Here is a 17,861-nt window from a genome sequence, read left to right on the forward strand (position 1 = left end):
TCGGCACCTATGGCACGCTGCATCTCAACAGCGACGGCAGCTACAGCTATACGCTCGACAATGGCCTGGCCTCGGTGCAGCAGCTTGCCGAAGGCGCCACCGTCACCGACGTCTTCAGCTACACCAACTCGGACAACCACGGCGGCTCTTCGTCCGCCAACCTGACCATCACCATCACCGGCACCAACGATGCGCCGGTGGCGGTGGCCGATGCGGCGGCGGTGAAGGAAGACACCAACACGCTGGCCGATCCCAATCCGGTGAGCGGCAATGTGCTTTCCAACGACACCGATGTCGACAATGGCGACACGCACAGCGTCAGCGCCGTCAACGGCTCGGCTGGCAATGTCGGCAACGACCTGGTCGGCACCTATGGCACGCTGCATCTCAACAGCGACGGCAGCTACAGCTATACGCTCGACAATGGCCTGGCCTCGGTGCAGCAGCTTGCCGAAGGCGCCACCGTCACCGACGTCTTCAGCTACACCAATGCCGACAATCACGGCGGCACCTCGAGCTCCAGCCTGACCGTCACCATCAACGGCACCAATGACGGCCCGGTCGCGGTTGCCGACATCAATTCGGTGAAAGAGGACACCGCGCCCAATCCGGTCAGCGGCAATGTGTTGACCAACGACACCGATGTCGACACCGGCGACACCCACAGCGTCACCGCCGTCAATGGCGTGACCGGCAATGTCGGCACCGATGTCACGGGCACCTACGGCACGCTGCATCTCAACAGCAACGGCACCTACACCTACACGCTCAACAATAGCCTGGCCTCGGTGCAGGCGTTGGCCCAGGGCGCCAGCGTCACCGACGTCTTCACCTACACCAATTCCGACAACCATGGCGGCTCATCGACCGCCAACCTGACCGTCACGGTGAACGGCACAGACGACGCCAGTGCAACGTTGATTTCCTCCGTCGTGGACGGCAAGCAGGGAAACAACGCCACGCCAAGCACCGTGACAATAACATTCACGTCGGCTGTCACCGCGAATTTTGCAAATCTATCGGACGTGATGCACGTCACCGGTTTGCCGAATGTCAGCGTGATCGCGGGGTCGGGAAGCTTCAATGCAGCCCACACTCAGTATACGTTCCAAGTCGACAAAGGCGCGGGGAGCAACAACGGATCGTCCTACACGCTTAATATCGACAGCGGAGCATTCACGGACACCACAGGGCATACAAACGCAGCGAAAACCACGTCAGGACTCAAACCCGCCGGCACCTCCGGCGAGCCCATCAACCTCGCCCTCACCGACCCCTCACATGAAGGCGCACTCATCACCGTCACCGTGAAGGACGTTCCCTCAGGCTGGACCATCGACGGCGCGACGCACAACGCCGATGGATCCTGGACGGTGCAGACCAACGACCTGCACGGGCTGACCGTGACCACCCCGGCAGACTTCACCGGGGCAGCCGTGCTCGACGTCCAGATGAGCTGGATCAACGCCGACGGGACCTTGGGCACTGCGTCGATCGCCGATAATGTCGAGGCCTACGCTCCGGGATCGCCGATCTTTGCCTGGTCCGGCGACGACGTGCTGACCGGCTCGCACGGCAACGACCTCTTCGTCTTCTCGCAGCCGATCGGCGCCGACACCGTGCACAATTTCGACGCCGCGGCCGACCAGATCGACCTCATCGGCTACAGTGGATTGGCAGACTTTGCCGACCTCCAGACGCACATCGCCGACGATGCCAATGGCAATGCGGTGATCGCGCTCGGCGACGGACAGTCGATCACGCTGGACGGCGTGCATTCGGGCGCACTCACGGCAAGCAATTTCGTCTTCGACCAGACACCGGTGGTCAACAATTCAGGCACCATGACGATCGGCGACGGCGCGTTGCTGCCGCTGAGCGGCATCATCAACAACAGCGGCCTGATCTCGCTCGGCTCGACCGGCAGCGATACGCTGCTGCAGGTTATCCAGCACGGCGTGACCTTGCAGGGAGGCGGGCAGATCCTGTTATCCGACAGCGCCGCCAACATGATTTCCGGCACCGGGCCGGATGTCACTCTCGTCAACGTCGACAACACGATCTCGGGCGCCGGCCAGCTGGGCGGCGGCATGCTCAGCCTCGACAATAGGGGGACCATCATCGCCTCCGGCTCGAATGCGCTGGTCATCGATACCGGAGGCAGTGTCGTCACCAACTCCGGAACGCTGGAAGCAACGGGTTCGGGCGGGCTGACGATCACCGGCGGCCTGGCGAATTCGGGCATGCTCTGGGCCAATGGCGGTGACATCGTAATCCATGGCCAAGTCACCGGCGACGGCGATGCCACCATCGGCAACTTGTCGAAGTTGGAGTTCGGCGGCGCCTCGTCGACGGACGTCACCTTCGGACACGACGCTGCCGGCACGCTGCAACTCGACGATTCCTTCGACTACAGCGGACGCATCGGCGGCATCACCAATGATGACCGACTGGACCTCGGCGATATCCTGTTCGGTGCGGGAACGACGGCCGTCTATCAGGCAAACCAGGATGGCAGCGGCGGAACGCTGACCGTTTCGGACGGCACCCATGGCGCCGCATTGCATCTGGTCGGCAGCTATGATGCGAACGCCTTCAAGCTTGCCGACGATGGCCAGGGCCATACCGTCGTTTCGTACAGTCCGGCGGAATTCACGCTGACCGGCATCGGCAGTGGGGCGATTTCGAGCGACTTGGTGGTGTGAGCGAAAAGGGCCGCCGGCTGCGGCGGCTCCCTTGACCTGACGAGTATCGAGTGGGGTTCTGGAAGTGGATAGCAAGTCTCGAATTGTGAAGGATGCGCTTCGGGCATGCCGCCGCTATTTCCTGGTTGCGGCGGCATTCAGCCTGGCGATCAACCTGCTTTACCTCGCCTCCCCACTCTACATGCTGCAGATCTACGACCGGGTTGTCACCAGCGGCAGCGAAACCACGCTGGTGATGCTGACCCTGGTGTTGCTGGCGGCGTTCCTTTCGCTGGCCGGTCTCGACCTTGTCCGCGCCTGGATCCTGACGCGTGCCAGCGCCCGGCTCGACCGGTTGCTCTCGGCAAGGATCCTCGCCGCGTCCGTGGAAACCCCATCGCCCGGCTCCTCGCCGAGCCAGCCGATCCGCGACTTCGATACGTTCAGGCAGGTCATCACCGGCAGCGGCATCCACGCCCTGTTCGATCTGCCATGGTCGCCCATCTACATCGGCATCATCTTCCTGCTGCATCCTTGGCTCGGCTTCTTCGCGCTCGGCTGCTCGCTGCTCTTGATCGGCATGGCCGTGCTCAACGAGTATCTCGTGCGCTCGCCGCTGAAGCAGGCCAACGAGCTGGCGACGAACAACTATAACTTCACCGAGATGAGTCTCAGGAACTCGGAAGTCGTTCGCGCCATGGGGATGATCGACGGTCTCATCCGCCGCTGGGGGCGCGACCGCAACTTGGCGCTGCGGCGCCAGGCGGAGGCAAGCGACCGCGCCGCCCTGATGTCGGGCCTTATCCGGTTCCTGCGGCTCACCATGCAATCGCTGATCCTCGGCCTCGGCGCCTATCTGGTGATCGAACGGCAAATTACCGGCGGCACCATGTTCGCGGCGAGTCTCCTGCTGGGCAGGGGGCTGCAGCCTGTCGAGCAGATCGTCGGCCTCTGGCGCAGCCTGATCCTGGCGCGGGCTGCCTTGGCAAGGGTCGAGAAGCTGGTCGACGGCGGCGCGCGCACCGAAAGGGCGTTCAACCTGCCCAAGCCCAGTGGCACGATCTCCGTCGAACAGGTCAGCTTTGCAATTCTCAGCCAGCAGAAGGTGCTTCTGCGGGAGGTGTCGTTTCGGCTGGAGGCTGGCGAGGCGCTCGGGATCGTTGGCCCCTCCGGCGCCGGCAAGTCGACCCTGGCGCGCCACCTTGCCGGCGTCATGCAACCCAGCCGAGGCACGGTCAGGCTGGATGGCGCCGACCTGTCGCAATGGGGGCACGACGCGCTCGGCGATCACATCGGCTACCTGCCGCAGGATATCGAACTCTTCTCCGATACAGTCGCCGCCAACATTGGGCGCTTCAAGACCAATGTCGACCAGGAGGTGATCGAGGCCGCGCGGCTCGCCGGCGTACACGAGATGATCATCCGCCTGCCGCAGGGCTACGAGACGCAGATCGGCGAGGGCGGCGCCGTGCTGTCGGGAGGATACCGGCAACGGATTGCTCTTGCCCGGGCGGTGTTTGGAACGCCGAAACTGATCATTCTCGACGAGCCGAGTTCCAACCTCGACGCCGATGGCGACCGCGCGCTGAGCGACTGCGCGATCGAGCTCAAGCGCCGCGGCAGCACGGTTATCATCGTCTCGCATCGTCCCTCGACCCTGGCGAATGTCGACAAGATACTTCTGTTGCGCGATGGCGCCGTCGAGGCGTTCGGCATGAGAAACGAGATCGTGGCGCTGCTCAACCAGCGCGCGGCTCCAATGGCGGTGGCGACCCAATGAGCCGTGGTCGGAGAGATCGATGAGCGACAGCGCCCTCACTTACCATAGCCTGCCCGGCGAGGCCGGCATCCTGGCTCCGGATTCCATCCGGGTGCCGGCCTATATCGGCCTGCTGATCATAATGGCCTTTTTCGGCATTTTCGGCGGCTGGGCGGCCTTTGCCCCTCTGAACGGTGCCGTGCTCGCCGATGCCATCGTCAAGGTGGAAGGCAATCGCAAGAGCGTCCAGCATTTCGACGGCGGCACGGTGAAGGAGATCCGCGTCAAGGATGGCGACGTCGTCAGGAAGGGCGACATAATGCTGAAGCTGGACGACACCAGGATTCGGTCCGAGTTCAATCTCTATGCCCAGCAATATGCGCTGTTGCGCGCAGCCGATGCCAGGATCCGTGCCGAACTGGACGGCAGCGAGGCTGTTGCCTTTCCCAAGGACATCCTCAAAGAGCACGAGGACTACCTCAAGGACGCAATGGCAAACCAGATCGCCGACCTGGAAAGCCAACGCGCCTCGATGGCCGGCGCCAAACAGATCCTTCAGCGGCGTATTGCCGAGCTCGAGGAGCAGATACGGGGCAAGCAGTCCCGAGTCGAATCCTACCAGGCCCAGCTCAAATCGACGATCGACGAGAAGGCCAGCCTGTCGAAGCTGCTCAAGGCCGGTTTGACGACCCGCCCACGCATCCTGGAACTGGAAAGGTCGGCCTCGGATTTGCAGGGCTTGATCGACGATAATCTCGGCGCCATCGGCGGCAGCCAACAGAGCAAAGCCGAACTCGAGAGCCAGATCGCACAATTGACCAATGAGCGCCGGACCAAGTTGTCGGCCATGTTGATCGATACGCAATCGAACCTGTCCGACCTCATACCCAAGATGTTCGCCGCCCAGGCTGCCATGGACCGGGCCGAAGTGCGCGCGCCCTATGACGGCCAAGTGATGGATCTAAGCGTTTTCTCGATCGGTGCGATCGTGGCGCCGGGCCAGACCATCCTCGACATCGTGCCGACCGAGAATTCGCTGATCGTCCAGGCACAGGTTCGCGTCGAGGATATATCGAACCTGCGTCCCGACATGGCCGCCGAAGTTCGTTTCACATCATACAAGCAGCGTTCGATACCCATCATTCATGGACGCGTCACCCGCATTTCGGCGGATCGCATCACCGACACCAAGACCGGCTTTCCCTATTATCTCGCGGACGTGGCGGTCGATCCGGTGGAATTAGCCGCGGCCCCACAGATCGCGCTTTATCCGGGCATGCCGGCGTCGGTCATGATCGTTACCGAGCAACGCACGGCACTCGACTACATTTTAGGCCCGCTGGTTGTGTCGTTCCACTCCGCGTTTCGCCAGAAATGACGGTTCAGTCCAACACCGCGCGTGGCGAGAACTCCCGACGCGGCGAGAACCCCCGCCGACCTATCGTGGAAAATGCTTCTCTCCGCGTTGCGGCGCGTCTGGCCGTCTGGTGAAGAATCCAAGAGACCGTCGGATATAAGCGTGGACGTGTGTATGCGTGCGCGGTTCAGCCGCTTACCAAGCTCCACATCGAGGGCTGCATGCTGTCCCGGGTGATGTCGACCGTCGCAAGGGTGACAGGCAGCTTAAACCGCCGTGGGCCAGCGCTGCCCGGATTCAAATAGAGCACGCCATCCACTGTCTCCATGCTTGGCACATGCGAGTGACCGGACACGATCAAATCGATGCCCTGGGCAACCGGGTCGATCTGCAGCGTCTTGAGATCATGAAGCACATAGATTGCTCGCCCGGCGAGGCGGACGAGCTCGGTTTCCGCGTATTCCACTGCCCACCCACCGGTGTCCACGTTTCCTCTGATTGCGGTAACCGGTGCGATACCGCGAAGCGCTGCGATGATCTCAGGGCGACCGATGTCTCCTCCATGAATGATGTGGTCGACCCCGGCCAAGCAGCGCAGCGCCTGCGGCCTCAGCAGACCGTGCGTGTCCGAGATGATGCCAATTCTGAATGTCATGGCTCTGCCATCAGACGGTGAGGGTGCTCAAATCCGTTGCGACAAGGCTGTTCGTAAACGTCCGGACGGCTTCCGCGAGAATTTCGTCGTCGGGATAGCGGCCGGAGATGTGCGTAAGAACGAGTTGCTTTACATCACTGGTCGCTGCCAGCGATGCTGCCTCCGCGGCTGTCAGGTGTCCGTAGTCGCGCGCCATCGTTGCATCTCGTTCCAGGAATGTGGCTTCGATGACAAGCAGATCGGCGCCGCTCACCTTGTCGGCCAATCCATCGGTGGTTTCGGTGTCACCTACAATGACCAGCTTCTTGCCAGCCTCGGGTGGTCCGAGAACTGCTTCGGGAGCAATCGTCCTGCCGTCGGGGAGAGAAATTGAGCGGCCTTCGGCCAAGTCCTTCCGGATCGGGCCGTCTGGCACACCGAGAGCTGCCAAGCGGTCCGAAACGAGGTGACGACGCGCCGGCGTCTCGAAGACGAAGCCGTAGCTGTCGGTGTCGCGATGGCGAACTTGAAAGCAGTCGACCGTGAACTCATCCACGTCGAACACGCCTCCGGGCACAAGCGGCACCAGTTGCAGCGGGATCGGCGCGCGTCCCTCACCCCAAAGGCCAGCGAGCATGCGGGCGACGACCTCGAGAGTGTCGGCGCTGCCATGAATGGTCACAAGGTCCTCGCTCTGCCGGAGCCGCAGCGTCGAGAACAAGCCCGGAATTCCGAGCACGTGGTCGAAATGCGCGTGCGTGAGGAGCAGGCGATCAAGTCGCCTGAATCCGGCGCCGCTGCGCAGAAGCTGACGCTGGGTGCCTTCCCCGCAATCGACCAGCACCCGTTGACTGCCGGCTTCAACGAGCAGCGCCGGGTGGTTGCGCTCGGCCGAGGGCACGCTGGCCGAGGTGCCGAGGAAGATGAGCCTGAAGGTCATGCGAGCAGTCTACCTCGCGGGCAACGAGACCTCAAAGCCGGCGAAGGCCCCTAGACTAGTCTAGACGCTTAGGCGACGAAGCGGACCACGCCGCCATCCACGCGCAGAGCCGCGCCAGTGGTTGCGGAAGCCTGCTCTGAGCACACATAGACGATCATGTTGGCGACCTCGTCGGTCGTCGCGAAACGCTGGATGAGGGTGGTCGGACGCATAGCCCTCAAGAAGCCCTGCTCGGCTTCCTCTTGCATGATTCCGTTTGCCTCAGCCTGTTTCGCCATGAAGTCACCCAGGATCTCAGACCGGGTAGGCCCCGGCAGGACGGCGTTGACGGTGATACCCGTGCCCGCGACCGCCTCGGCAAGACCGCGCGAGACCGCCAGCTGTGCGGTCTTGGTCATGCCGTAGTCGAGCATCTCCTTGGGAATGTTGACCGCGGACTCGCTGCTCACGAACACGACGCGGCCCCAGCCCTTCGCCACCATCCGCGGCAGGTAGTGGCGCGTCATGCGCACGCCGCTCATCACGTTCAGCTGGAACAGGCCAAGCCAGTCGTCGTCGGGGATCTTCGCGATGTCCTCGATGCCGTTGTAGTTCCGGATGTGAGCCGTACCCACGTTGTTGACGAGGATATCGGCGTCGGGCGCCTGCGCGAAGAATGTCTCGGCGCCCTCCGCGGTCGAAAGATCGGCGGTGACGCCGGAGATCTCGCTGTCCGGGAAAGACTGGCGCATCTGCCGCACCGCCTCGTCGACCCGGGCATTCCCACGACCATTAATGACGACCGACGCCCCTGCACGAGCTAAACCTTCTGCGGTGGCGCGGCCGATGCCTGCCGTCGACCCGGTGACGATCGCTGTGCGGCCCTTGAGTTCGATATTCATGTCATTCATCTCCTATTGTGAGCAGCTAAGGCGATCGATGCGCCGAAGCGCATCGTTCCCCTCGACCGAGAGCCTTGAAACCTGGCCCGTGCGGCCCAAGCCTCAGGACAAATGCACTAACCTGCCTTTTTCGCGACATCCGCCTCCGCCGCGCGGGCGAGGCTTTCGACCCATTTCTGGTGATAGCGGTAGAGCGCACCGGGATGCTTGTGTCCGAGCTCCTCGATGAACCAGGGCCCTTGTTGCGTTTCCTCGGTCAGCACATGGCAGCCGTTGGCCGTCGGTGTGATGACCCAGCCGTGGTACGCGCTCGAGCCGGTCTCGTCGCCATCGACGGTCGTCGACCACGCAAGCCTGCGGAAGGGCGCGCATTCCGTCACGACCAGACTCATCGGGAATCCGACCGTCACCCGGCTGTATTTGGTTCCGAGCGCCAGTTCCGGCTCACCGGTCAGGATCTTGACCTGGTCTTCGGCAGGAAAGTAGCTCGACCAGTTCTCGGCGTCGGCCAGCAGCCTCCAAACCACTTGAGGGGGCGCCTTCACGTCGATGTCATTGAGCGCATAGATGGCCGACGTTTTGGGATCGTACTTCTCGGGCCAGATCACACGTTCGTACATCGATCACTGCTCCTTCTTGAACAAATCCTGGAAGATGAGCTGGCCCCAAATGCGGCCGCGTGCGTGCACCAGCGCGCCACCCTCGTCGAGCTTTCCCAGCTTGACGGGTGCGAACCCGAGTTGTTTGGCCAAGGCCGCCACGGGAGCGATCGCGTCCTCGTCGTCACCAGACAGAAACACGACCCGGTGGCCGCCCTCCACGGTTGGATCGGCAGCCAAAGTGGCCGCAATCAGGTGATTGAAACCTTTCACGAACTTGGCGCCGGAGAACGCCTTCGCGACGAAGGCGGAGGACAGGAGACCGTCCAACTCCTCAGGGGGGACTAACGCGTTCATCGCGTCGATGACCGTCTTGCCTTTCCAGCTCGGCAGGGCCCTCGCAACCTCGCGGTGCTCCCCGAACGGGACCGCCAGGATGATTGTGTCGGCCTCGAGTGCGTCCCGCAGCGACTTGGCGACGACCGTGGGTCCAATTGCCCCAGCCTGCGGCGCCAACGCCTCGGGCGGCCGGCGGCTCGCGACGGCAACCTTGATGTTTTTACGGGCGAAGGCGTGGGCGAGGGCCTGGCCTACCTTACCGAACCCTACAATTGCGTAGCTCATAATATTTCTCCGATCCATGTTGATATTGATTCCCGGGCCTTCAACGGCGCTGGGTTGTCCGTTCTCGCCGATCAGCCGTTTCCCGCTATCCGGCGCGATTTCAGATCGCCGAGAAGCCTCCGTCGACAGACAACTCCAGCCCGTTCACGAAGCTCGAATCGTCTGAAGCAAGAAACAGCGCGGCCGCCGCAATTTCTTCGGGACGCCCCATCTTTCCCCGCGGAATCAGGGATTCGAACATCCGCTTCGCCTCCTCGGTGAGAACCTGGTCCTGCATCGGTGTGGCGATCGGCCCGGGGTGCAGCACGTTCACCCGGATATTCCTGCTCTTCAGCTCGTTGAGCCACCCGCGTGCGAATGCGTGCAACGCCGCCTTGCTCGCCGCATACACGCTGTAACCAGGAAAACCTTTCACCGAAGCCACTGATCCGGTCATGAAGATCGATCCGCCATCGTTGAACAGCGGCAACGCCTTTTGCACCGTGAACAGTGTGCCGCGCGTATTCAGGCCGAAGGTGGCATCGAAATGCTGCTCGGTAATCTCGCCCAGTGGGACGGCTTCGCCCGTGCCGGCGCTCGCATACAGGACGTCGATCTTGCCCTTTTCCCGCTTGACTGTATCGAACAGGCGGTCGAGGTCGTCGAGATTGGCCGCATCGCCGCGCACGCCGGTCACGTTCCGGCCAACCAGCCTGATGGCCTCGTCGAGCGCCTCCTGCCTCCGGCCAGTGATGAAAACATACGCGCCTTCTTCAACGAACCGTTTGGCGGTCGCCAGCGCCATGCCGCTCGATCCACCCGTGATGACGGCAACCCTACCTTCGAGCTTTCCCATGATTTTTCCTTTCAAACTCCAACTTTGGTCGTTCGGGGAGGCCCCCGAGAACCTCAAGATGGGTTCGCTGCAGCCAGGCGTTGAGTGCGGAAGGGCGCACATCGGTGGTGCAAAATCGATCCGGTTGAACGACTAATGCCAGCCACGGTGATCGGTGTCTGCCGTTCGAAAATTGGGCTGCGCTCATCGACATAGGCTATGATGACGGCCGTACTGCTGTACGATGGCGTTAGATACGGGCTTTGGAAGGCGCACCGCGCGGTGCTGGATTGCACCATGATCGACTGGGATGACATTCGCTATTTTCTCGCCGTCGCGCGCGGAGGCTCGGTGCGGGCAGCCGCCGAGGGCCTCGGGGTGTATCACTCGACCGTGCTGCGACGCATCGCACAGCTCGAGGAACGCCTCGGGGCGCAGATGTTCGAAAAGCTGCCTTCGGGCTACCGCCTGACGGCCGCGGGCGAAGAGGTCCTCGAGCTCGCGAACCAGATGGAAGCGTCCTCGCACCAGCTGGAGACCCGCGTCTTCGGTCGCGACCAGAGTGTGCGCGGGCCTCTTCGGGTGACGTTGGCACCGCCCCTCGCGACACACCTGCTCATGGCGGACTTCGCCGATTTCGCGCGTCTGCATCCCGACATCGAGATGGAAATCTTGTCGGTCGGCGAGCTGGCAAATCTGACCAACCGAGAGGCCGACGTGGCGATCCGCGTCGTCTACGACCGCAAAACCCTGCCGCTCAATCTTCACGGACTGAAGGGACCGGAGCTGTTCGGCGGCGTCTACATGTCCCGCGATCGACTGGCCGCGTGGCGTGCGGGCGCGCCGGATCCCATCCGGTGGATCGTCATAAGCATTCATGGAATACCGGACTGGGCCAGCGAGGGCGAGGTTCGCACAACCGGGGTTCCATTCAGGACCACGGACGGCGAGGCGCAGATCGTTGCCGTTCGGCAAGGGCTCGGGATCACGACGCTGCCGTGCTTCGTCGGAGATGCCGACCCCCTGCTGGTGAGGGTGCCAGGCACCGACCTGCACATGTACGGAACGCTCTGGCTTCTCACACAGGGGGACACACGCAAGACGAAGCGCGTGCGGCTCTTCACGGAGTTCGTATCCGGCAGGCTCGCCGCGTACGCTCCGCTTCTCACGGGGCTGTCCATGTCGCGCGACTGACGCCCGGCAGGTCACCGGCGACGCCTGCCGTGATCCGGTGGAAGCCGAACCGCGATCGCTTGAAGCGGCATCGTTTCCGGGCCACGGACAATTGGTATCCGGCAAAGCTCCTCGTTCAGGCGGCCGCGGCCTCGATCCGAACCGGGATCTGGTACATCAATCGCTATCGCGCGCAATTAGCTCCAGCGGCCAGACCTCGCGCAGGATACGTGGACCCTCCGGGCCGGCGAAGGCAGGAAGCGACGCCAGCAGCATTTCGGCGAGCCGCCGTCCCATCGGCTGCAGCGCCGGGCGGAAAGCAGTCAGCGCCGGCGAGAAATAGCGGCAGAGCGGCGTATCGACGATGACGGTCACCGCCATGTCGTGACCCGGCTTGATCCCCATCTCGGCCAGCGCCTTGCATCCCCCTAGCGCCATTGCGTCATTGTTGAAGATGATGGCGGTCGGCGGGTCCTTGCGGCGCATCACCCGCGGGGTCACTTCGTAGCCACCGGCCTCGTTGATGAAGCCGTCGGCAATCAGGTGGGGATCGACCGCGATGCCATGCCGGCGCAAGGCCTTGCGGTAACCGTCGAGGAACAGATAGCCGAAATTCAGATCGAGCGATGGGCGGATGGCAGCGATGCGGCGGTGGCCGCGCTCCACCAGCCGGTCGACCGCGTCGGCGCCTGCTTTTTCGAAATCGAGATCGAGCGAGGGGTAGGCCTTGTCGCCGGAGCGGCTACGGCCGAGCGTGGCGAAGGGGAAGCCGGCCTGGGTGAGATAGTCGATGCGCTCGTCCTCGCGCCGCGTCCAGGCCAGCACCACCGCATCGGCACGGCGCGTCTCGACGACACGCCGCAGGCGCTCCTGCTGATAGTCGCCCGGCGCGCCCATCACCACGATCAGGTCCAGTCCGCTTTCGGCGAGCCGGCCCTGCAACCCAGTCAGGAACGGAATGAAGAACGGCTCGCCATATTCCTGGTCGCCCGGATGCGGCTGCAGCATGAAGGCGATCGAGTGGGTAGCGCCTTGCCTGAGACTGCGGCCGGACTGGTTCGGCGAATAGTTGAGAGCCCTGGCCGCCTCGAGAACGCGCTGGCGCGTGTCGGCATTGACGTCGGCGCGGCCGTTCAGTGCCCGCGACACCGTGCCGATCGAAATGTTCAGGTGACGGGCAAGGTCGTGAATGCTGGACGCCAAGTGACTGTTCTCCCCTTGCTTGGCTAGCACCGGTGGCCGCCCGGGCCAAGGCGTAACGACGATTTTCGCCGGCGGCCGATTGACATTCTACGCCTTCGGGTGTGTTCTCGTAAACGTTTACGGAAAAACGTTTACGGTCACGCCGTGAATGCCGGAACGATCGGCCTGGAGGGGCCGAGAGGAGGAGAGCTGGATGATCGACGCCGTTCTTGTCGGCTGCGGAGCGATGAGCAAGGCCTGGCTCGATGCCGCGCGGCAGATCGACGGGCTCGCCATTGTCGGCCTTGTCGACCTCGATGCCGACAGGGCGAAGGCGAGGGCGCGCGAATACGATCTCGGTGGTGCCGTCATCGGCACCAGTCTCGACGCCGTGCTCGACCAGACCCGGCCGCAAGCGGTGTTCGATGTGGTGGTTCCCGCCGCCCGGCGCGACGTTGCGTTTTCCGCCTTTGCCCATCATTGCCATCTGCTGACGGAAAAGCCGCTCGCCGATAGCCCGGAGAATGCCCGCGCCATCGTCGAGGCCGCCCGCCAGGCCGGGCGCATCCATGCCGTGGTCCAAAACCGCCGCTACGTCGCCAATGTCCGACGCATCCGGAGGTTTCTGGACTCCGGCGCCATCGGTGCCGCGACCAGCATCCACGCCGACTTTTTCGTCGCACCACATTTCGGCGGTTTTCGCGAAGAGATGGCGCACGTGCTGCTGCTCGACATGGCGATCCACACGTTCGACGCCGCCCGCTACATGGTCAATGGCGAGCCGGCCGCCGTCCATTGCCAGGAATGGGAACCGGCCAATTCCTGGTACCGACAGGGCTCATCGGCCAGCGCGGTCTTCGATCTCGGCGGCGGCAAGATCTTCACCTATGCGGGCAGCTGGTGCGCGGCCGGCTTCCGCACCAGTTGGGAGGGCAGCTGGCGCATCGTCGCCGAGCGCGGCAGCCTGATCTGGGACGGCCATGACGGGTTGAAGGCGGAAGTGGTGATGCCGGGCCGCGACGGCATGTTCGACAAGATCCAGCCAATCGAGGTGCCGGCGCTCGATCCCGCCGACCGCATCGACGGCCATCTCGGCATCATCAGGGATTTCATGCGCGCCATCGAGACCGGCACAGAACCGGAAACGCGCGGCGCCGACAACATCAAGAGCCTGGCCATGGTCTTTGGCGCCATCGAAAGCGCCGAAACCGGACGTCGCGTGATGATCGCAAAGAAAGCACAATGATGCCAAACCCGCTTCTCGACATCAGGATCGGCACCATGGTGCGGGCCAACCTCGACGACCCGGCCGCCTACATCAAGGCAATCCTGCCGCTCGGCTTCGAGAGCATCCAACCCTTCTTCTGGCAGACCCTGGGTGGCAAGGACCTACCCCGGCTGGCCGGACAGATCCGCGAGGCGATCGGCGATGCCGATGTCACGGTGTCCTCGATCGGCGTGTTCGGCAATCCGCTGGAGGGCGGCGATGTCGACCGTGGCGTGCTCCAGGCCTGGGAGACGGTCATCGACAATGCGCATTTGTTCGGCGCTTCGATGGTCTGCGGCTTTACCGGCCGGCTCCGCGGTAAGCCGCTGACAGACAGCCTGCCGCGCTTTCGCGAGGTGTGGGGGCCGCTGGCCAGGCGAGCCGCCGACAAGGGCGTTCGCATCGCCTTCGAGAACTGTGCGATGGACGGCAACTGGGCTGCCGGAGACTGGAACATCGCCCACAATCCGGACGCCTGGGAGCTGATGTTCAACGAGTTGCCTGACGACAATCTCGGCCTCGAATGGGAGCCTTGCCACCAACTCGTCTATCTGATCGATCCGATGCCACAGATCCGCAAATGGGCGCCGCGCATCTTCCACGTCCATGGCAAGGACGCGACGGTGCGCTGGGACGTCATTCGCGAGCACGGCGTGTTCGGCCGGCTGCCATTCGTGCAGATGCGCACGCCGGGCTTCGGCGACAGCGACTGGACGCGAGTGATCAGCGAATTGCGGCTGGCCGGGTACAAGGGCGCCATCGACATCGAAGGCTGGCACGATCCGGTCTATCGCGGCGACCTCGAGATCACGGGACAAGCACGCGCCCTGGAGTATCTCAAGCTATGCCGGGGAGGTGCGAGCTACCTGCCAAATCCGGCGTGAGGACCGGTCGGCGGGAGGAGCCGGCCGTAAGTGGTACTGCCAAGGCAATCGTTCGAAAAACCCCTCGGCTGACGAGGGAAACAATGGGAGGAACGTGCATGAGCATCGCGACCAGAACGACATTTCTGCGCACGACCGTCGTGGCGGCGGCCACGGCGCTTGCCGCCGCAATCTCCATCTTGCCGGCGCAGGCGCTCGACGCCCAATGGTGCAAGGACGTCCACATCCGCTTCTTCGTCGGCGGCGCCGAGGGCGACGCCTTCGGCACAATCGTCTACAATGGCGCCAAGCAGGCCGCGGCCGATCTCGGGCCGAAGGTCGACTACATCTTCTCCCAGTGGGACGCGGAGAAGATGGTGCAGCAATTGCGCGAAGCGGTCGCGGTCAAGCCCCAGGGCATCGCCATGATGGGCCATCCGGGCGACGCCGCGATCATGCCGCTCGCCGAAGAGGCTCATAAGGACGGCATCAAGATGATGTACCAGAACGTCCCGGTGCCGAAGGTGACGGCGGCGTTCGGTGGCGGCTATGTCGGCGCGCAGCAGGAACAGCAGGGCCGCGCGCTCGGCGCCGAAGCGTTCAAGCTCGGCAAGCTCAAGGCCGGCGACAAGGCAATCATGATCGGTCCGTTCGAGAACGAGAACCGCGGCGCGCGCGAGCGCGGCACGGTGGCGGCGTTGAAGGAAGCGGGGGTCGACGTCATCCAGCTGTCCTCGCCGCCGAGCGGCGAATGGGCGTCCGACCCCAACCTCGCCATCCCGGTGATCACGGCGGCGCTCCTCAATCACCCCGACATCAAGGCGGTCGGCTATCCCGGCGGACAGATGCTCGGCAATGTCTCCACCTACATGCAGGCGGCGGGGCGCAAGCCCGGCGATATCTTCAATTTCGGCTTCGACACCAGCCCGCAGATCGTCGAGGGCTTCAAGGGCGGCTGGGTGCAGCTGACGGCCGACCAGCAGCCATTCCTGCAGGGCTATCTGCCGATCCTCAGCCTTTGCCAGCAAGTGGTGCTGGGTCTGGCGCCGATGAATGTCGACACCGGCGCCGGTTTCGTGACGCCCGAAAATTACGCGATCGTCGCAGAACTCGCCAAACAGGCGCTGCGCTGACCTCCCAAGCCGCCGACCGGGATCAGGCCCCGGCCGGTGGCACCGCCGGCGAGAAGGCCGGTGCGAGACAATCAAGCGAGGATCCGATGGCCGAACGTCTCATAGAACTGCGCGATATCGCCAAGTCCTACGGCCACGTCTACGCACTTGGCGGGGTCAATCTCAGCGTCGACCGCGGCGAGGTGGTCGGCCTCATCGGCGACAACGGCGCCGGCAAGTCGACGCTGATCAAGATCCTCTCCGGCGTGGTCAAGCCGACCAGCGGCGAGATCCTCATCCGCGGCAAGCCGGTGACCGGTTGGAATGCGGCACGTTCGCGCGAGGCCGGCATCGAAACGGTGTTCCAGGACCGGGCGCTGGCCGTACAGCAGACGATCGTGCGCAACATCTTCATGGGCCGCGAACTCACCGGTTTTCTCGGCTGGCTGAAGGTCAGCAAGGAAATCGATGAGGCGAGTCGGCTGATGCGCGAGATCGGCTTCACCTCGAAAGTATTCACGCCGCACTCGATCGTCGGCCAGCTGTCGGGCGGCGAACGCCAGGGCGTGGCGATCGCGCGCGCCATCTACAAGCAGGCGGAACTGATCGTACTCGACGAGCCGACGACGGCGCTGTCTCTGACCGAGACCGCCAAGGTCTTCCATTTCGTGCGCCAGGTGCGGGCGAGCGGCCGCTCGATCCTGTTTATCGGCCACAACATCCATCATGTCTTCGACATCGCCGATCGCTTCGTGGTGCTGGACCGCGGCAAGGTCGCGCTCACCTCCGACCGGAGCGAGGTCAAGTCGGCCGAGGATCTCATCAACTTCATGGAAGACGTCGCGCATCCGGGCGGGTTGGCCGGACTGCACGACACCGGCGACGCGGAGCAGAGAGCACGATGAGCAAGACCATGGAGCCCGATCTGCACGAGCCGTCGGCCGGCATCTCCCGCCAAGGCAGTTCCCGGAACGAGTGGAAGCACCCATCCGACCACTGGCTGCGCGGCTTCGTCCTCGACAATCGGGCGTCGCTTGGCACGCTCGCCGTGTTCATCGTCATGATGGCGGTCTTCATGATCGCCAACCCGACGGTCTTCACAACCTGGTATCTCTACAGCGCCGTGCTTACCACGCTTCCGGTGGCGCTGTTCGTGGTCGTGCCGCTGGTCTTCGTCGTCACCTGCGGCGAGATCGACCTGTCGTTTCCCGCGACGATGGGTTTCGCCTCCTGGGTCTTCGCGCTGGTGGTGCAGGCCGGCTATGATCCGTTCCTCGGCATTGCGGCAGCGCTGGTCACCGGCACGCTGCTCGGCTTCCTCGTCGGGTCGCTGGTGGTCTATGGCGGGCTGTCGTCGCTGATCGCCACGCTCGGCATGAATTTCCTGCTGCGCGGCCTGATCCAGATCATCAATGAGGGCAGATCGACCTCGCTGACCAGCCTTGCCGACAGCTGGGCCTACCGGATCTTCTCCAGCCAGATCTGGGGCATTCCGGTGCAGATTTTTTGGGCGATCGCCTTCGTCGTCTTTTCGGCGATGCTCTACAACCGTCACCGCTTCGGCGCGCAGGTGAGGGTGGTCGGTGACAATCCCGACAGTGCCCAGCAGATGGGCATCGACGTCAAGCGCGTGCGGGTGAAAGTGTTCGTCTTCGTCGGCATCGGGGCCGCGATCGCCGGCACGTTCTCCGTAATGATTAACTTCACCTGGTGGCCAACGGCCGGCGACGGTTATCTCTTGCCGGTGCTGGCCTCGGTGTTCGTCGGCGGTACGCCGACCTGGGGCGGCATCGGCACGGTGGCCGGCGGCGCGATCGGCGCCGTCACGGTGTCGTTTATCCAAACCGGCGTCGTGGCGGCTGGCCTGAGCGGCTTCTACGTCCAGTTCTTCAACGGGCTGATCATCATCCTTTCGCTGCTTGGCCACAAATGGAACCAGGCACGGTATCGGTGACACGATCAGCTTGGTGCG

At 63.5% G+C, this 17,861-nt stretch carries 16 protein-coding genes; 9 read left to right on the forward strand and 7 right to left on the reverse strand.

Annotated elements, in window-relative coordinates:
* From EN861_RS18735 to EN861_RS18745, 3 genes are all read left to right on the forward strand, one after another.
* Window positions 1-2,705, forward strand: a 2,705-nt coding sequence (locus EN861_RS18735) for a VCBS domain-containing protein (RefSeq protein ID WP_189343677.1), incomplete at its 5' end; no start/stop codon positions are given.
* A 64-nt stretch (window positions 2,706-2,769) separates the two neighbouring features.
* Window positions 2,770-4,464, forward strand: coding sequence for a type I secretion system permease/ATPase (locus EN861_RS18740; RefSeq protein ID WP_135864898.1), 1,695 nt, complete (start codon window positions 2,770-2,772; stop codon window positions 4,462-4,464).
* A 19-nt stretch (window positions 4,465-4,483) separates the two neighbouring features.
* Window positions 4,484-5,821: an HlyD family type I secretion periplasmic adaptor subunit gene (locus tag EN861_RS18745; RefSeq protein ID WP_135864900.1), complete on the forward strand. Its 1,338-nt coding sequence runs from the start codon at window positions 4,484-4,486 to the stop codon at window positions 5,819-5,821.
* A gap of 166 nt (window positions 5,822-5,987) precedes the next feature.
* On the opposite strand, the gene EN861_RS18750 is transcribed toward EN861_RS18745, so the two are convergent.
* The 6 genes from EN861_RS18750 to EN861_RS18775 all read right to left on the reverse strand — a co-directional run bounded on the left by EN861_RS18750 (window position 5,988) and on the right by EN861_RS18775 (window position 10,313).
* Window positions 5,988-6,455 (reverse strand): metallophosphoesterase family protein, encoded by a 468-nt coding sequence (locus EN861_RS18750; protein WP_135864903.1) that lies wholly within the window; start codon window positions 6,453-6,455, stop codon window positions 5,988-5,990.
* Window positions 6,456-6,465: 10 nt separating this feature from the next.
* Window positions 6,466-7,374, reverse strand: coding sequence for an MBL fold metallo-hydrolase (locus EN861_RS18755; RefSeq protein WP_135864905.1), 909 nt, complete (start codon window positions 7,372-7,374; stop codon window positions 6,466-6,468).
* A 68-nt stretch (window positions 7,375-7,442) separates the two neighbouring features.
* Entirely contained in the window at window positions 7,443-8,255 is an 813-nt protein-coding gene (locus EN861_RS18760; RefSeq protein ID WP_135864907.1) for an SDR family oxidoreductase, read from the reverse strand.
* A 116-nt stretch (window positions 8,256-8,371) separates the two neighbouring features.
* Window positions 8,372-8,875, reverse strand: a complete 504-nt coding sequence (locus EN861_RS18765; protein ID WP_135864909.1) for an SRPBCC domain-containing protein — start codon at window positions 8,873-8,875, stop codon at window positions 8,372-8,374.
* A gap of 3 nt (window positions 8,876-8,878) precedes the next feature.
* Window positions 8,879-9,478 (reverse strand): NAD(P)-binding domain-containing protein, encoded by a 600-nt coding sequence (locus EN861_RS18770; protein WP_135864911.1) that lies wholly within the window; start codon window positions 9,476-9,478, stop codon window positions 8,879-8,881.
* Between the two features lie 100 nt (window positions 9,479-9,578).
* Window positions 9,579-10,313 carry an SDR family oxidoreductase gene (locus EN861_RS18775; RefSeq protein WP_135864914.1) on the reverse strand — a complete coding sequence of 245 codons (735 nt, stop codon included), beginning with the start codon at window positions 10,311-10,313 and terminating at the stop codon, window positions 9,579-9,581.
* A gap of 276 nt (window positions 10,314-10,589) precedes the next feature.
* Between EN861_RS18775 and EN861_RS18780 the strand changes: the two genes are divergently transcribed.
* The gene (locus EN861_RS18780; protein ID WP_135865392.1) at window positions 10,590-11,486 is read left to right on the forward strand and encodes a LysR family transcriptional regulator; all 897 of its coding nucleotides are present in this window, start codon (window positions 10,590-10,592) and stop codon (window positions 11,484-11,486) included.
* Between the two features lie 156 nt (window positions 11,487-11,642).
* Here the strand turns inward: EN861_RS18780 and EN861_RS18785 are convergent, their stop codons facing one another.
* A complete protein-coding gene (locus EN861_RS18785; protein ID WP_135864917.1) occupies window positions 11,643-12,668 on the reverse strand; it encodes a LacI family DNA-binding transcriptional regulator in 1,026 nt (341 codons plus the stop codon).
* A gap of 193 nt (window positions 12,669-12,861) precedes the next feature.
* Between EN861_RS18785 and EN861_RS18790 the strand changes: the two genes are divergently transcribed.
* The 5 genes from EN861_RS18790 (at window position 12,862) to EN861_RS18810 (ending at window position 17,843) form a co-directional block, all read left to right on the forward strand.
* Window positions 12,862-13,893: a Gfo/Idh/MocA family oxidoreductase gene (locus EN861_RS18790; RefSeq protein WP_135864919.1), complete on the forward strand. Its 1,032-nt coding sequence runs from the start codon at window positions 12,862-12,864 to the stop codon at window positions 13,891-13,893.
* Window positions 13,890-14,798 (forward strand): sugar phosphate isomerase/epimerase, encoded by a 909-nt coding sequence (locus EN861_RS18795; protein WP_135864922.1) that lies wholly within the window; start codon window positions 13,890-13,892, stop codon window positions 14,796-14,798. The genes EN861_RS18790 and EN861_RS18795 overlap by 4 nt, the downstream gene beginning before the upstream one ends.
* Window positions 14,799-14,896: 98 nt before the next feature.
* Window positions 14,897-15,910 (forward strand): substrate-binding domain-containing protein, encoded by a 1,014-nt coding sequence (locus EN861_RS18800; protein ID WP_135864924.1) that lies wholly within the window; start codon window positions 14,897-14,899, stop codon window positions 15,908-15,910.
* 86 nt (window positions 15,911-15,996) lie between these two features.
* On the forward strand, window positions 15,997-16,794 hold the full coding sequence (locus tag EN861_RS18805; protein WP_135864926.1) for an ATP-binding cassette domain-containing protein: 798 nt from the start codon (window positions 15,997-15,999) through the stop codon (window positions 16,792-16,794).
* A complete protein-coding gene (locus EN861_RS18810) occupies window positions 16,791-17,843 on the forward strand; it encodes an ABC transporter permease (protein WP_127275494.1) in 1,053 nt (350 codons plus the stop codon). The genes EN861_RS18805 and EN861_RS18810 overlap by 4 nt, the downstream gene beginning before the upstream one ends.
* The last annotated feature ends 18 nt before the right edge of the window (window positions 17,844-17,861 follow it).

The organism is Mesorhizobium sp. M8A.F.Ca.ET.218.01.1.1 (assembly GCF_004791165.1).
GTDB lineage: Bacteria > Pseudomonadota > Alphaproteobacteria > Rhizobiales > Rhizobiaceae > Mesorhizobium.

Bases quoted from the DNA above. Each gene is read 5' to 3' on its own strand.
- EN861_RS18810 (WP_127275494.1), top strand. From the start codon at position 16,791: ATGAGCAAGACCATGGAGCCCGATCTGCACGAGCCGTCGGCCGGCATC.
- EN861_RS18800 (WP_135864924.1), top strand. From the start codon at position 14,897: ATGAGCATCGCGACCAGAACGACATTTCTGCGCACGACCGTCGTGGCG.
- EN861_RS18790 (WP_135864919.1), top strand. From the start codon at position 12,862: ATGATCGACGCCGTTCTTGTCGGCTGCGGAGCGATGAGCAAGGCCTGG.
- EN861_RS18750 (WP_135864903.1), bottom strand. From the start codon at position 6,455: ATGACATTCAGAATTGGCATCATCTCGGACACGCACGGTCTGCTGAGG.
- EN861_RS18770 (WP_135864911.1), bottom strand. From the start codon at position 9,478: ATGAGCTACGCAATTGTAGGGTTCGGTAAGGTAGGCCAGGCCCTCGCC.
- EN861_RS18775 (WP_135864914.1), bottom strand. From the start codon at position 10,313: ATGGGAAAGCTCGAAGGTAGGGTTGCCGTCATCACGGGTGGATCGAGC.
- EN861_RS18760 (WP_135864907.1), bottom strand. From the start codon at position 8,255: ATGAATATCGAACTCAAGGGCCGCACAGCGATCGTCACCGGGTCGACG.
- EN861_RS18745 (WP_135864900.1), top strand. From the start codon at position 4,484: ATGAGCGACAGCGCCCTCACTTACCATAGCCTGCCCGGCGAGGCCGGC.
- EN861_RS18780 (WP_135865392.1), top strand. From the start codon at position 10,590: ATGATCGACTGGGATGACATTCGCTATTTTCTCGCCGTCGCGCGCGGA.
- EN861_RS18765 (WP_135864909.1), bottom strand. From the start codon at position 8,875: ATGTACGAACGTGTGATCTGGCCCGAGAAGTACGATCCCAAAACGTCG.
- EN861_RS18795 (WP_135864922.1), top strand. From the start codon at position 13,890: ATGATGCCAAACCCGCTTCTCGACATCAGGATCGGCACCATGGTGCGG.
- EN861_RS18805 (WP_135864926.1), top strand. From the start codon at position 15,997: ATGGCCGAACGTCTCATAGAACTGCGCGATATCGCCAAGTCCTACGGC.
- EN861_RS18755 (WP_135864905.1), bottom strand. From the start codon at position 7,374: ATGACCTTCAGGCTCATCTTCCTCGGCACCTCGGCCAGCGTGCCCTCG.